General features: G+C 71.5%; 13 protein-coding genes. 6 read left to right on the forward strand and 7 right to left on the reverse strand.

Features of this window, described 5'->3' with window-relative positions:
- Positions 1–100 precede the first annotated feature (100 nt).
- Positions 101–1,141 carry a DUF4034 domain-containing protein gene (locus tag FB454_RS02695; protein ID WP_030268210.1) on the reverse strand — a complete coding sequence of 347 codons (1,041 nt, stop codon included), beginning with the start codon at positions 1,139–1,141 and terminating at the stop codon, positions 101–103.
- Between the two features lie 42 nt (positions 1,142–1,183).
- Positions 1,184–2,209: an acetylxylan esterase gene (locus FB454_RS02700; protein ID WP_145822407.1), complete on the reverse strand. Its 1,026-nt coding sequence runs from the start codon at positions 2,207–2,209 to the stop codon at positions 1,184–1,186.
- Between the two features lie 67 nt (positions 2,210–2,276).
- On the opposite strand from FB454_RS02700, the gene FB454_RS02705 reads away from it, so the two are divergent.
- From FB454_RS02705 to FB454_RS02730, 6 genes are read left to right on the forward strand one after another with little or no spacing between them, the layout of a single operon-like run.
- Positions 2,277–3,206: an ABC transporter permease subunit gene (locus tag FB454_RS02705; RefSeq protein WP_145822409.1), complete on the forward strand. Its 930-nt coding sequence runs from the start codon at positions 2,277–2,279 to the stop codon at positions 3,204–3,206.
- On the forward strand, positions 3,203–4,129 hold the full coding sequence (locus FB454_RS02710; RefSeq protein ID WP_230650141.1) for a carbohydrate ABC transporter permease: 927 nt from the start codon (positions 3,203–3,205) through the stop codon (positions 4,127–4,129). The genes FB454_RS02705 and FB454_RS02710 overlap by 4 nt, the downstream gene beginning before the upstream one ends.
- A 42-nt stretch (positions 4,130–4,171) precedes the next feature.
- Positions 4,172–5,815, forward strand: coding sequence for an ABC transporter substrate-binding protein (locus tag FB454_RS02715; protein WP_145822411.1), 1,644 nt, complete (start codon positions 4,172–4,174; stop codon positions 5,813–5,815).
- Between the two features lie 6 nt (positions 5,816–5,821).
- A complete protein-coding gene (locus FB454_RS02720; protein ID WP_145822413.1) occupies positions 5,822–7,345 on the forward strand; it encodes a GH39 family glycosyl hydrolase in 1,524 nt (507 codons plus the stop codon).
- On the forward strand, positions 7,342–8,031 hold the full coding sequence (locus FB454_RS02725) for a DUF624 domain-containing protein (protein ID WP_145822415.1): 690 nt from the start codon (positions 7,342–7,344) through the stop codon (positions 8,029–8,031). The genes FB454_RS02720 and FB454_RS02725 overlap by 4 nt, the downstream gene beginning before the upstream one ends.
- A complete protein-coding gene (locus tag FB454_RS02730; RefSeq protein WP_145822417.1) occupies positions 8,028–10,139 on the forward strand; it encodes an alpha-glucuronidase in 2,112 nt (703 codons plus the stop codon). Before FB454_RS02725 ends, FB454_RS02730 begins: the two co-directional genes overlap by 4 nt.
- Before the next feature lie 10 nt (positions 10,140–10,149).
- On the opposite strand, the gene manD is transcribed toward FB454_RS02730, so the two are convergent.
- The 5 genes from manD to FB454_RS02750 all read right to left on the reverse strand — a co-directional run bounded on the left by manD (position 10,150) and on the right by FB454_RS02750 (position 13,811).
- On the reverse strand, positions 10,150–11,358 hold the full coding sequence (gene manD / locus FB454_RS02735) for a D-mannonate dehydratase ManD (RefSeq protein ID WP_145822419.1): 1,209 nt from the start codon (positions 11,356–11,358) through the stop codon (positions 10,150–10,152).
- A gap of 83 nt (positions 11,359–11,441) precedes the next feature.
- The gene (locus FB454_RS34740) at positions 11,442–11,612 is read right to left on the reverse strand and encodes a hypothetical protein (RefSeq protein ID WP_013287071.1); all 171 of its coding nucleotides are present in this window, start codon (positions 11,610–11,612) and stop codon (positions 11,442–11,444) included.
- Between the two features lie 132 nt (positions 11,613–11,744).
- Positions 11,745–11,966, reverse strand: a complete 222-nt coding sequence (locus FB454_RS02740; RefSeq protein WP_225319635.1) for a hypothetical protein — start codon at positions 11,964–11,966, stop codon at positions 11,745–11,747.
- Between the two features lie 73 nt (positions 11,967–12,039).
- Positions 12,040–12,723 (reverse strand): ABC transporter ATP-binding protein, encoded by a 684-nt coding sequence (locus FB454_RS02745; RefSeq protein ID WP_145822420.1) that lies wholly within the window; start codon positions 12,721–12,723, stop codon positions 12,040–12,042.
- Positions 12,720–13,811, reverse strand: coding sequence for an ABC transporter permease (locus FB454_RS02750; RefSeq protein ID WP_145822422.1), 1,092 nt, complete (start codon positions 13,809–13,811; stop codon positions 12,720–12,722). Before FB454_RS02750 ends, FB454_RS02745 begins: the two co-directional genes overlap by 4 nt.
- Positions 13,812–13,875: the final 64 nt, after the last annotated feature.

The following is a 13,875-nucleotide window of genomic DNA, read 5'->3' on the forward strand; positions in this document are numbered from 1 at the left end:
GCGAAGCTGCGCGCGTGCCCGGCTGCTGTCCCGTAAGGGAGTGGTAAGAACGGTCCCTCCGAGGGGGAATCGACTGTGGCCGGAACGGTGCCGCCCGCCGTCAGGCAGCGCGGCGGGCGCGGCGACGGGCTCGGAGGAAGACGGCGTCGCCCCGCTCGTCGCCCCACCAGCCCCACGGAACGCCGGTCATGTACCGGCCGATCGACGCGAACACCGGCGCGGCCTCGGCGGCGCGGCCGGTGCGCACCAGCCCGTACGCCAGGAAGTTGGCGTCGTCGAGCCAGGCGGCGTGCCGGGTCGCCGGCTGGTGGAACCACCGGGACAGGGCGTTGTCGAGATCCGCCTGCATGACCGGATCCTGTCGCCACCGCTCGCCGATCTCGTCGGGGGTACCGCCGTGAGGTTCGCGATCCTGCTCCCACAGCGCCCACTCCGCGGCGGCCCGAACCGGCAGCACGAGCAGTGGTGAGCCGGTAGGAGCCGTGGCGGCGACCGAGCGGGCGAAGCCGAACATCGCCTCGTGCGAGCCGCTCCACTTCCGGCAGTGGTAGGTCAGCCGGAGCACGTGGCCCAGATGGTGCCCGGGATCCCGCTTGGTCAGCTCACGCCACGCCTCCTCGACGTCCTCCAGTGGCGCACTCGTGTCGATCATGAGGTCCAGGCGGTGCGCCCACGGCGTGGGGTCGTCCGGCGCGAGCCGCATCGCGACATCGTTCACCTGCCGGGCCAGGTCCAGCAGGCGGCTGAACTCGACCCACTGCTCCCGGCGTACGCCGGCGGCCCAGTCGCCGCCGCGCACCTCCCACGCCCGTGCCATCAGGGAACGGGCACGGACGAGCTGGGCATCCGGGTCCGCGGGCGCGCGCGACGCCCAGCGATCGGTCCAGGCGTCCGTGGTGTCGACCCGGCCGGTCGTACGGTCGATCCGCGATCCCAGCCCGCGAGCTGTCGATTCGGCGAGCACACGGACGTACCGGGCCCGGCGGTCGTAGTCGTTCCGGGTGGCGACCAGCGCCGTCCGGGCCGGCCCGATGTCGGAGCCGTACCGCGCCTGCGTGCACGCCTCGCGCAGCACGGCGTCGTCCTGCGCCGGGTTGGGGTCGATCTGGCGGGTGAGTATCCGCCACACGGTCGAGATCATGATCAGGGATGGTAGATGTCGCGGGCCCCGCCGGTGAGCCCGTCAGCCGGCTGCCGTCCCGGCGGGGCGGAGCACCGCGTCGAGCCAGCGCAGCTGCCGCCGGACGTGGACGGCCTCCCCGCCCTCGTGGCCGTTGAACGGGTACGTGTGCATCTCCCGTAGCGGCGCTGCCGATCCACCGGCGGCGTACTGGTTGTAGGCGGCGAACCCGGTGCTCGGCGGGCAGACCTCGTCCCGCAGACCGATCCCGAAGTGCGCCGGGGCGGTGGCCCGCCGGGCGAAGGTCACGCCGTCGACGTAGGACAGCGTGCGCCGGACCGGCTCCTCCGCCTCGCGGTGCACCGCCAGGTAGCGGGCGATCTCGCCGTACGGGGAGGCCTCGGTCAGTTCGATGGCGCGCTGGATGTCGCACAGGAACGGGGCGGTGACCAGGAGCGCGGCGAGGCCGTCGACGAGGCCCGCCGCCGCGAGCGCGAGTCCACCGCCCTGGCTGTTGCCCACCGCGGCGACGCGGGCCGGATCCACCCCGGGCAGGACGCGGACGGCGTCGATCGCGCGGACCGCGTCGGTGATGAGGCGGCGGTAGTGGTAGTCGTCCGGGGACAGGATCCCCCGCGTGGCGGGGCTGGGCCCGCCGGGCGCGTCGTGCGGGTCCGGGGTGTCGCCGCGGCTGAACAGGCCGGCCTGTCCCCGGTTGTCCACCAGCAGGTGGGCGTAACCGGCCACCGGCCAGGTGAGCCGCTCGCCCGGCAGGCCCCGGCCGCGTCCGTAGCCGGGGTACTCCACCACTGCCGGCAGCGGCGCCGGTACGCCCGCGGGTCGGGTGTACCAGGCCCGGACCGGTTCGCCGGCGTACCCGGCGAACGTCACGTCCCACACGTCGACCAGCCGCAGGCCGGTGGGTTCGGGACGGACGTCGACGAGCACCGGGGTGGCCGCGGCGGCGGTGAGGGTGGCGCGCCAGAACCGGTCGAAGTCGGCGGGCTCGACAACGGCCGGTGTGTAGCGGCGGAGCCGGTCGAGGGAGATATCAATCGACGCTCTTGACACGCTGATAACGATACCCATAAATTTCCGAAAGGCTTACGACGTATTACCGGAAAGTTCCGGCCGACGGTCAGGCGGGAGGACGAGTTTGGCAGCCCGGATCCCGCGCAGTCGTCGTACGCCCTGGCGGCGGGCCCTGCGCCGGGACTGGCAGCTCTACTCGCTCGCCGTCCTGCCGCTGCTGTTCTTCCTGACGTTCCGCTACCTGCCGATGCTCGGCAACGTGATCGCGTTCCGGCGCTTCCAGCCGGGCGGCAGCATCTTCGGCGAGTACTGGACCGGGCTGCGGTACTTCCGGTTGTTCTTCACCGACCCGACCTTCTGGAGCGTGTTCACCAACACGCTCGTGCTGGGCGCGCTGACCCTGCTGTTCTGCTTCCCGCTGCCGATCGTGCTCGCGCTGCTGCTCAACGAGGTGCGCAACCGTGCCCTCAAGCGGTTCGTCCAGTCGGTGTCCTACCTGCCGCACTTCCTGTCGATCGTGATCGTGGCCGCCATGGTCCTCCAGTTGCTGTCGGTGGACGGCACTGTGAACCAGATGGTGCGTGCCGTGGGCGGTGAGCCGGTCCCGTTCATGCAGCAGGCCGGATGGTTCCGGACGATCTACGTCTCCTCCGAGGTCTGGCAGACCGTCGGGTGGGGCACCATCCTCTACCTCGCCGCGCTCACCACCGTCGACGGCGACCTGTACGAGGCGGCCCGCATCGACGGCGCCAACCGGTGGCGGCAGACCTGGCACGTCACGCTGCCGGGGATCCGGCCGACGATGGTCACCCTGCTGATCCTCAACATCGGCACCTTCATGGCCGTCGGCTTCGAGAAGATCCTGCTGCTGTACAACCCGCTCACCTACCCGACGGCGGACGTGATCTCGACCTACCTGTACCGGGTGGGCATCGTCTCCGGGAACCTCAGCTACGCCGCCGCGATCGGCCTGTTCGAGTCCGTGATCGGGCTGACGCTGGTGCTGTCGGCGAACGCGATCTCCCGCCGCACGGTGGGGACGAGCCTGTGGTGAGCACGCGCGCCCGCACGCGGGCACCGGCGGTCCGCCCGCGTGGCCCCCGGCCGACAGCGGGCTACCGGGTCTTCCAGGTCGTCAACGCCGTCGTGCTGACCGGCGTCGTGGTGGTGACCCTGTATCCGTTCCTCACCATCGTGGCCCGCTCGCTCAGCGACAACGCGTACATCGTCGCGGGTGAGGTGAACCTGGTGCCGCGCGGGTTCAACCTCACCGCGTACCGCGTGGTGACGTCGGACCCGACGTTCTGGATCAGCTACCGCAACACCGTCTTCTACACGGTGGTCGCCACGCTCATCTCCGTCGTGCTGACCACCTGCTACGCGTACGTGCTGTCGAAGCGGCACCTGCGGGGCCGGACCGCGCTGGTCGGGATCGCCGTGTTCACCATGTTCTTCACCGGCGGGCTGATCCCCAACTACGTCCTGGTCACCAGCCTGGGACTGAAGAACACCGTGTGGGCGATCGCCCTGCCCAACGCCATAAACGTGTTCAACCTGCTGGTGATGAAGGCGTTCTTCGAGAGCCTGCCGGTCGAGCTGGAGGAGGCCGCCGCCGTCGACGGGCTGAACACGTACGGCACGCTGCTGCGGATCGTCCTGCCGCTGTCGAAGGCGATGGTCGCCACGATGGTGCTGTTCTACGCCGTCTCGTTCTGGAACTCGTGGTTCGCCGCGTTCCTCTACATGGACCGCCAGGACCTGCTCCCGGTGACCGTCTATCTGCGCAACCTCATCGCGGGCGCGACCGACGCCACGCAGACCGGCGGCGGCCTCGGCAGCGCCGGCGACGTGGTCCAGTCCGCCGCCACCATCCAGTCCGTGACCATCGTGCTGACGATCCTGCCGATCCTCGCGGTCTATCCCTTCATCCAGCGCTATTTCGTCTCCGGGATCATGCTCGGCGCCGTGAAGGGATAGCCGCCCCCCGCACCACCACCCCACCACCGGAAGGAAGAATCCATGGCCCAGCTGTCCCGGCGCCAGGTGCTGCTCGCCAGCGGCGCGGCCGCCGTCGTCGCCCTGGCGGGTTGCGGCGACGACACCCCGGACAAGAAGGACCTCGACCGCAACCGTACGGGCGCGATGGAGAAGTACGGCATCGGTGACCAGTTCAAGGCCACCGAGCCGGTCACGTTCTCGATCCTCTACAACAACCACCCGAACTACCCGCTCAAGCCCGAGTGGCTGTTCTGGGCCGAGCTGGCCCGGCGGACGAACGTCAAGCTGGACCCGGTCGCCGTGCCGCTGAGCGACTACGAGCAGAAGCGCAGCGTGCTGGTCGGCTCCGGCGACGCCCCGCTGATCATCCCGAAGACCTACCACCCGCAGGAGAGCTCGTACGTCTCGTCCGGCGCCATCCTGCCGGTCAGCGACTACCTCGATCTGATGCCGCACTTCAAGGACAAGATCGAGCGGTGGGGACTCCAGCCGGAGATGGACACGCTGCGGCAGGAGGACGGGAAGTTCTACCTGCTGCCCGGCCTGCACGAGAAGCCCTGGCAGGACTACACGCTCGCGGTCCGCACCGACGTGCTGGAGCAGTTGAAGATTCCGTCCCCGACCACCTGGGACGAGGTGTACGCCATGCTCAAGGCGATGAAGGCGGCCCACCCGGACGTCATCCCGTTCTCCGACCGGTTCGGCAAGCCCAACCCGGCCGGCAACCTGCTGAACATGCTCGCCCTGGCACACGGCCTGCCCGGCGCCGGCTGGAACTACCAGCCGACGAGCTGGGACGCCGGTGCCGGGAAGTACGTCTTCACCGGCGCCTCGGACGGCTACCGGCAGGTGGTGGCGTATCTCCACAAGCTGGTCGCCGAGGGGTTGCTCGACCCGGAGACGTTCACCCAGACCGACGACCAGGCCCGGCAGAAGCTCGCCAGCGGCAAGTCGTTCGTGATCAGCACGAACGCGCAGACCCTGGTGAACGACTACCGCCCGGACATCGCGAAGATCAACCCGAACGCCCGGCTCGGCAAGATCCTCTTCCCGGTCGGGCCGGCCGGCCCGGTCAACGCGGCGAGCCGGCTGGAGAACGGCGTGATGATCTCCAGCAAGGCCCGGGAGGGCAAGAACTTCGTGGCCATGATGCAGTTCGTCGACTGGCTCTGGTACTCCGACGCCGGCCAGGAGTTCGCCAAGTGGGGCGTCGAGGGAACCACGTACACCAAGGACGCCTCGGGCAAGCGCACCCTCGCCCCGGACGTCAACGTCATCGGGCTCAACCCCAAGGGCAGCAAGCACCTGCAGAAGGACTTCGGCTTCTACAACGGCGTCTTCGCCTACGGCGGCAAGCTCGACCTGGTGCAGTCGTTCTTCTCGCCCGAGGAGCTGGAGTTCCAGAAGGAGATGAACGCCCGCAAGCCCGCGCCCTGGGTGACTCCGCCGCCCGCGCCGCTCAGTGATGAGGAGCGGGAGCAGACGACGCTGTGGGCGACCGCGCTGAAGGACCACGTCACCCAGAACACGCTGAAGTTCGCCCTCGGCCAGCGGCCGCTGAGCGAGTGGGACGCCTACGTCTCGGAGCTGAAGGGCAAGAACGCGCAGGCCTACACCGACCTGGTCAACAAGGCGTACGAGCGGTACCGCAAGAGCCACGGCTGACCGGCGATGCGCGGCACCGTTCCCGAGCGGCCCATCGGCCGGCTGACCGACGCCTGGCGTACCTGCGTGGGCACCGGCCGGTTCGACCTGGCCCTGCGACGCGACTATCAGGACTCGCTGGCGCTGGTGCAGCGGGACATCGGCTTCCGGCACATCCGCGGGCACGGGCTGCTCAGCGACGGCGTCGGCGTGCACCGCCCCTACTCGTACCAGGGCGAGCGCCGGGTGCGGCACGTCTTCACCTACGTCGACCAGGTCGTCGACGCCTACCTCGCGATGGGCGTCCGGCCCTTCGTGGAGCTGGGGTTCATGCCCTCGGCGCTCGCATCCGGCGACCAGACGGTGTTCTGGTGGCGGGGCAACGTGACGCCTCCCCGGTCGTACACCGAATGGGGTGACCTGGTCCGCGCCACGGTGGCCCACCTGGTCGACAGGTACGGCCTCGACGAGGTGCGCGGCTGGCCCGTCGAGGTGTGGAACGAGCCCAACCTGACGGCGTTCTGGCAGGGTGCCGACCAGGACGCCTACCACCGCCTGTACGAGGTGTCGGCGCACGCCGTCAAGGACGTCGACGCGGCGATCCAGGTCGGCGGCCCGGCCCTCTCCCCCGGCGCCGACGAGTGGCTCAAGCCGTTCGCCGAGTTCGTCACCGGCCGCGGCGTGCCTGTCGACTTCGTCAGCCGGCACGCCTACACCTCCGGCCCGGCCCGGCACCTGCCGTTCGGCACCCGGCAGACGCTGGCCCCGGCCGCGGACCTGCTGGAGCAGTTCGCCGCGCCCCGCCGGCACCTGGCCGGCACCGCGCTGGCCGACCTCCCGGTGCACATCACCGAGTTCAACTCCTCCTACCGGCCGGACAACCCGATCCACGACACGGCCTTCCACGCCGCCTACCTCGCCCCGGTGCTGGCCGGCGGCGGGGATCTGGTCGACTCCTTCTCCTACTGGACCTTCAGCGACGTGTTCGAGGAGGAGGGGGTGCCGACCGCGCCGCTGCACGGCGGCTTCGGCCTGCTCACCCACCGGCAGATCAAGAAACCCACCTACCACCTGTACGCCTTCATGGCCCGGCTCGGCGACGAGGTGCTCGCGCGCGGACCGGACCACCTCGTCACCCGGCACCCCGACGGCCGGGTCGCGGTGCTGGCCTGGGCCCCGGTCGACGTCACCGGCCGGGAACCGGCACCCGGGCGGCACACCCTGTCGCTGTCGGTCCCGATCGGCCCGCCGGGCACCGTGTCGGCGTTCCTGCTCCGCTCGTCGGTGAGCGAGGACGCCGGCAACGCCTGGGCGGCCTGGCGGGAGATGGGCAGCCCGCACTCGCCCCGGCCCCGGCAGCTCGACGCGTTGCGGGAAGCCGCCGAGCCGGCCCGTACCCATCGCGCAGTGCCGGTCGCGGCCGGGCGGGCCGACCTCGACCTCGTCCTCACCCGGCACGAGGTGACCCTCGCCGAACTGACGCCGGTCGTGGACGAGACCCCGCCGTGGTGGGACGACAGGTTGCTCGACCCGCCCGGGGACCGGCAGTGACCGGCGCGGCCGGCGGGCTGCGGGAGTTCGGCGACGGGCCGTTGTCGCGGGCCGCCGCGAGGGTCCACATCCTGCTCGTGGTGGAACTGCTGCTCCTGGTGAGCACGCTGCCCGGCCTGGCCGTACTCGTGCTGCTCGACCGCGACAGCAGCAACCTCCCGCTGGTCGCCGCCGCCGCGGTGCCGCTCGGTCCGGCCGTCTCGGCCGCGCTGCACACGCTGCGGCACCAACGCCCCGACCTGACCGATCTCCGTCCCGCCGCCACGTTCCTCCGGGCCTACCGGGCCAACCTGCCGGGCGTGCTGCGCGTCTGGGCGCCGACGCTGCTGTGGCTCGCAGTCATCGCTGTCAACCTGGCGAACCTGCCCGCCGCCGCCGTCCCCGGCTGGTGGGCAGTGCCGCTCGTCGTGGTCGGGGCGGGGGTGATCCTGGTCGGGGTCAACGCGCTGGTGATCGTCTCACTGTTCACCTTCCGCACCCGCGACGTGCTCCGGCTCGCCGTCTACTACGTGGCGCGCAAGCCCGGCGTCACAGTCGGCAACGTCGCCCTGCTGGCCGCCGTCGCCGGCGTCACAGCGGTGTTCTCCGAGGCGGTACTCGCCCTGCTCGCCGCGCTCCTGGTGCTGGCGCTGCTGCGGATCGGCGACCCGATGATCGACGAGATCCGGGCGGAGTTCACCGCATGAGCGTCCCGGTCACCGGCCGGGCGGCTGCCGACGCCGGCGAGTCGGCCTGGCACGCCGCCTGGCTCCCGCCCGCGGCGTTCCGCGAACTCGGCTCCCGCGGGGTGCTGGTGCACGGCGACGGGCCGCTGGTCGACACGGTCCTCGACGAGGTGAGCCGGGCCTGCGGCCGGTACGGCGGACGGCTCTGGCACGGTCCACCGTGGCAGGTCGACGCCGACCTGGTGCTGGCCCTGCGCGGGGCCGGCCCGGTGCCGAACGCGGCAGCCGAGACGGCCCGGCTCGGCGCGACACCGGCGGTGAACGGCACCGGTGACGGCTCCCTCGGCGACGAGGGGTACCTGCTGGCGCGGGTGGACGACGTGACAGTGGTCCTGGCCGACGCGCCGGCCGGCCTGCTGTACGGGATGTTCCACGTGCTCCGGCTCGGCGCGGCGGCATTCGACGACGACCTCCCGGCTCGGCGGCACCGACCGGCACTGGACCGGCGGATGCTCGACCACTGGGACAACGTGGCCGTACACCCGGTGTCGGGCCAGGTCGAGCGGGGCTACGCCGGCGGCTCCCTGTTCTGGCGCGACGGCGCCGCCCGGCACGAGACCGCCCGGCTCCGCGACTACGCACGCCTGCTCGCCTCCTGCGGCGTCAACGCCGTCACGGTGAACAACGTCAACGTGCACGACACCGAGGCGCGGCTGCTGACCGACCGGCTCGGCGACGTCGCGGAGATCGCCGAGGTGCTCCGCCCGTACGGCATCCGGGTGCATCTGTCGGTGACCTTCGCCGCCCCGGTGGTCCTCGGCGGCCTGTCCACAGCCGATCCGCTGGACGAGCGGGTACGGACCTGGTGGGCCGCCGCCACCCGGCGGGTGTACCGGCGGATCCCCGACTTCGGCGGCTATCTGGTGAAGGCCGACTCCGAGGGCCGGCCCGGCCCGTTCGCGTACGGGCGCGACCACGCCGACGGCGCGAACCTGCTCGCCGACGCGCTCGCCCCGTACGGAGGCGTGGTGCGCTGGCGGGCGTTCGTCTACGACCACCACCAGGACTGGCGGGACCGGTCGACCGACCGGGCCCGGGCCGCGCACGACCACTTCGCGCCGCTGGACGGACGATTCGCCGACAACGTGATCCTTCAGGTGAAGTTCGGCCCGATCGACTTCCAGACACGCGAACCGGTGTCCCCGGTGCTCGCCGCGATGCCGGCCACCCGGCTGGCGGTGGAGGTGCAGGCGACGCAGGAGTACACCGGCCAGCAGCGGCACGTCTGCTACCTCGCGCCCTGGTGGAGCGAGGTGCTGCGGTTCCGGCCCCGGGGCGCGGCCGGCGGCACGATCGCCGACGTGGCGGCCGGGTGGGCGGGCACCGGGGGCGGCCTGGTGGCAGTGGCCAACGTGGGCGACGACCCGTTCTGGACCGGGCACCCGCTGGCGCAGGCGAACCTGTACGCCTTCGGCCGGCTCGCCTGGGATCCGCTGCTGGATCCCGCCGCGATCCTCGACGAGTGGATCGACCTGACCTGGCTGCCGGTCACCACAGGCGATCCGGAAGCGGTACGGCGGACGATGCACGCGGTCATGGACGATTCCTGGCGCACCTACGAGCGCTACACCGCCCCGCTCGGCGTCGGTTTCATGGTGCGGCCCGGTCACCACTACGGCCCGGACGTGGACGGCTACGAGTACACCCCGTGGGGCACGTACCACTTCGCCGACCGAGACGGCGTCGGGGTGGACCGGACCCGGGCGACCGGGACCGGCTTCACCGGCCAGTACCCGCCGCCGTGGTCGGAGGTGTACGAGTCACGCGAGCGCTGCCCCGACGAACTGCTGCTGTTCTTCCATCACGTCCCGTACCGGCACGTGCTGCGCAGTGGCCGTACCGTGATCCAGCACATCTACGACACGCACTTCGCCGGGGTCGAGGAGGTGGCGGCGATGCGGGAACGGTGGCGGCTCGTCGCCGGGGCGGTCGACCCGGCCGTCCACGACCGGGTGGCCGAGCGCCTCGACGAACAGTTCCGCAGCGCCGTCGAGTGGCGGGACCAGATCAACACCTATTTCTTCCGCAAGTCCGGGGTGCCGGACGCGCACGGTCGCCGCATCCACTGAACCGGCGCGCTCACCAGGGGTGCACTGTGCCGTCCGTCAGCCGGTTCACCGGCAGGTAGGCCGGCGCGTACGGGTAGCGGGCCGCTGCCTGCTCGTCGATGTCCACACCGAGCCCCGGAGTCTCGGCCGGATGCAGGTAGCCGCCCTCGTAGTGGTAGCCGTGCGGGAACACCTCGTCCGTCGCCTCGGTGTGCCGCATGTACTCCTGCAGGCCGAAGTTGGGGATGGCGAGGTCCAGGTGCAGCGCGGCGGCCATGCAGACCGGGGACAGGTCGGTGGCCCCGTGCGAGCCGCTGCGGACGTGGTGCAGCGCGGCGAGGTCGAAGATGCGTCGCAGGTGGGTGATCCCGCCGGCGTGGACCACAGTGGTGCGCACGTAGTCGATGAGCTGTTCCCGGATGAGCTGGGCGGCGTCCCAGATGCTGCTGAAGACCTCGCCGACGGCGATCGGCGTGGTGGTGTGCGAGCGGATGAGCCGGAAACCCTCCTGCAGGTCCGCCGGGACGGGATCCTCCATCCAGGTCAGCGCGTACGGCTCCAGGCTCCTGCCGAGCCGCGCCGCCTCGATCGGGGTGAGCCGGTGGTGCACGTCGTGCAGCAGCCGGAGGGTGGGCCCGAACTCCTCGCGGACCCGGGCGAACACGCCCGGCACGTGGGCCAGGTAGGCCTCGGTCGACCAGGTCGCCTCGGTCGGCAGCGCGGCGTCGGCGGGCTCGTAGAACATCTTGTCGGCGCTGACGCCGTACGTCCGGGGCAGGCCGGGCACGCCGCACTGCACCCGGACCGCGCGGTAGCCGAGGTCGACGAAGCGGGCGACCTCGGTCAGCACCTCGTCGACGGTCTCGCCGTTGGCGTGCCCGTACACGGTCACGCCCTCGCGGGACCGGCCGCCGAGCAACTGGTAGACCGGCAGCCCGGCGACCTTGCCCTTGATGTCCCACAGCGCGGTGTCCACGGCGGCGACGGCGCTCATCGTGACCGGCCCGCGCCGCCAGTACGACCCCTGGTAGAGGTACTGCCAGGTGTCCTCGATCCGGGCCGGGTCGCGCCCGATCAGCAGCGGCACGACGTGGTCACGCAGGTAGGACGCGACTGCGAGTTCCCGGCCGTTGAGGGTGGCGTCACCGACGCCGGTGACGCCGGCGTCGGTGACGACCTTCAGGGTCACGAAGTTCCGGCCGGGGCAGGTCACGATCACCCGGGCGTCGACGATCCTCATCCGGTCTCCCCTGCGGTCGGCGCGCCGGTCACCACAGGATTATCCATCATCGTCGATCTGTCGGGTGCCCCGGTGCCGGCCGGTCAGGCCGGTTCGGGTACGCCCCCGGGCTCCCCGTCGTCGGGCATCGGCTCGACCGGCGCCTCGGGCAGTTCGCCGGGCGTGTCCGGGAGGAGTTCGCCGGGGTCGTCCGGCACGTCCTCACGCGGGTCGATCGGCGGGTACACCTCGGGATCGAGGTCGGGGTTGGTCATCGGCTCAGTATCCGACGCCTCAGCCGGGACCGCCCGTCGAGCACGACGACGGGCGGCGCCCGCCGGAGTGAGCGGCGGGCGGACGTGTCACCGCGAGCGCCGGCCCTTTCCCGGCCTCCGATCCGCGCGCCGTCACGGGCTCTCACCGTCGCCGGCCGAGGGCGCGGACGACCGGTCCGCCGGCTTGCGCAACCACAGCCACACCCCCGCCAGCAGGCACGCCGCGCCCCCGATCGCGACCGCCGACTCGGCCGGTTCGGAGAGATCGTCGAGGAACGGGAAGGTGTGGGAGGCCGCCATCGCCAGAAACCCGATCAGCAACAGCAGGCCGGCGGTGATCCGCTGGACGACCATGCGCTTCATTGGATCACGACGTCGACGGCAGCCCGCAGGCCGCTTCGCCGACCCGCCCCCTGGAACACCCGCTTCAGCGGGCTGGTGCCGGAAGGTGGAGGCGGCCGTCGTGGACCTCGGCGATCTGGTCGACGGCGGTGAGGTGGGTGCGGTCGTGGGTGACCAGGACGGTGGCGGTGGTCTGCTGGTGGGTGAGGCGGGTGATCAGGTCGATGACGGCGGCGCCGCGTTCGTGGTCGAGGGCGCTGGTGGGTTCGTCGACGAGCAGGACCGTGGGGTTGTTCATCAGGGCGCGGGCGATGTTGACGCGCTGGCGCTGGCCGCCGGAGATCTGGTGCGGCCGGCGGTCGGCCTGGCCGGCGAGGCCGACCGCGTCGAGCAGTTCCACGGCGCGGGTACGGGCTCTGGCCGGTGGGCGGCCGTCGATCTGGGCCATGACCTGGAGCTGCTCGGCGGCGGTGAGGGAGGGCAGCAGGTTGGGCTGCTGGAAGACGATGCCGATCTTGCGGCGGCGCAGGTCGGCGAGTTCGGCCCGAATGAGACCGGTGGTCGGGGTGCCGTCGACGGTGACGGTGCCGGTGTCGGGGGTGATGAGGGTTGCGGCGACCGCGAGGAGGCTGGACTTGCCGGAGCCGGAGGGGCCGATCACGGCGGTCAGGCTGCCCTTGGGCACGTCCAGGGTGACGCGGTCGAGGGCGGTCAGGCGGCCCTCGCCGTCGGGGTAGGTGAGGGTGATGTCGGTCAGGTTCAGGCTCATCGGGCGCTTTCCAGGGCGGTCAGCGGGTCGACGGAGGTGATGCGGCGGATGGCCAGGGCGGCTCCGAGGGCGCCGAGGACGACCATCACGGCCGCGGGAAGGAGGACGGTCACCGGAGTGAGGACGAACGGCACAGCCGATCCGGCGACGAGGGCGCCGAGCGCGGCGGCGATGCCGGTGCCGAGCAGGGTGCCGCCGGCGAGCAGGACGACGGCCTGCCCGATGGCGTCCTTGAGAAGGGTGGCGGTCGAGGCGCCGAGTGCCTTGAGCACTGCGACGTCGCCGCTGCGCTGGATCGTCCAGACGGTGAAGAACGCTCCGATGACGAGGGCGGAGATGGCGAACAGGAAGCCGCGCATCAGCTGGAGGGAGCCGTTCTCGGAGGTGTAGGAGCCGATCGCGGACAGCGAGTCGTCGACGGAGACCGTCTTGGTGCCCGCCTGCCGGTCGGTGGCCACCAGATCGGCCCCCGAGGTGGTGGTCAGGGCGACGACGGTGGCCGCCGGGCTGCCGTCACCGGTGCCGGTGGGAGGCGCGATCTTCTGCCACACGTCCAAGCTGATCCACACCACAGGGGTGTGACTGAAGGAGGCGTCGCCGCGTACGGCCGCCACTGTCAGTCGCTGCCCGGCGAGGGTGACGGAGTCACCGGCCTTCACACCGAGGTCGTCGGCGGCCCTGGTGGACAGCACTGCCGAGCGGCCGTCGATCCGGCCGCTGCCGGGGGCCAGGTGGGAGCCGGGCCGGACGCCGAAGGCGGAGACCCCGGCGCTCCTGTTTCCGGCGGTGGCCCTCGTCGTGGCGATGCCCAGCGGTTCGGCGCCTGTCACTCCGGGCGCCTCGGCCCACTGCTGCCACTGCTTCTCGGTGACTGTGGAGTTGGAGTACGACACGCCCTGGCCCTCGCCGGGGGCCTGGAAGGCGATCCTGTCGGCGGGCAGGCCGGTGATGGCGGAGACGTTCTGCCGGCCCAGTCCGGCCGTCAACCCGGACAGCAGCCCGACCAGCAGGGTGATCAGCACGATGACGGTCCCCATCAGGGCGAAGCGTCCCTTGGCGAACTTCAGATCTCTCCAGGCGACAAACACGGCAGTGGCCTGTCCTTTCGGCGGTGGAAGCGGTACGACTCCACCATCGCGGCCGGCGCCCGTG

Source organism: Micromonospora sp. CNZ297 (genome assembly GCF_007827625.1).

Excerpts from the sequence above, each read along its gene's own strand:
- FB454_RS02695 (WP_030268210.1), bottom strand. The coding sequence starts at position 1,141 with ATGATCTCGACCGTGTGGCGGATACTCACCCGCCAGATCGACCCCAAC.
- FB454_RS02700 (WP_145822407.1), bottom strand. The coding sequence starts at position 2,209 with ATGGGTATCGTTATCAGCGTGTCAAGAGCGTCGATTGATATCTCCCTC.
- FB454_RS02715 (WP_145822411.1), top strand. The coding sequence starts at position 4,172 with ATGGCCCAGCTGTCCCGGCGCCAGGTGCTGCTCGCCAGCGGCGCGGCC.
- FB454_RS02720 (WP_145822413.1), top strand. The coding sequence starts at position 5,822 with ATGCGCGGCACCGTTCCCGAGCGGCCCATCGGCCGGCTGACCGACGCC.
- FB454_RS02730 (WP_145822417.1), top strand. The coding sequence starts at position 8,028 with ATGAGCGTCCCGGTCACCGGCCGGGCGGCTGCCGACGCCGGCGAGTCG.
- manD (WP_145822419.1), bottom strand. The coding sequence starts at position 11,358 with ATGAGGATCGTCGACGCCCGGGTGATCGTGACCTGCCCCGGCCGGAAC.
- FB454_RS34740 (WP_013287071.1), bottom strand. The coding sequence starts at position 11,612 with ATGACCAACCCCGACCTCGATCCCGAGGTGTACCCGCCGATCGACCCG.
- FB454_RS02740 (WP_225319635.1), bottom strand. The coding sequence starts at position 11,966 with ATGGTCGTCCAGCGGATCACCGCCGGCCTGCTGTTGCTGATCGGGTTT.
- FB454_RS02745 (WP_145822420.1), bottom strand. The coding sequence starts at position 12,723 with ATGAGCCTGAACCTGACCGACATCACCCTCACCTACCCCGACGGCGAG.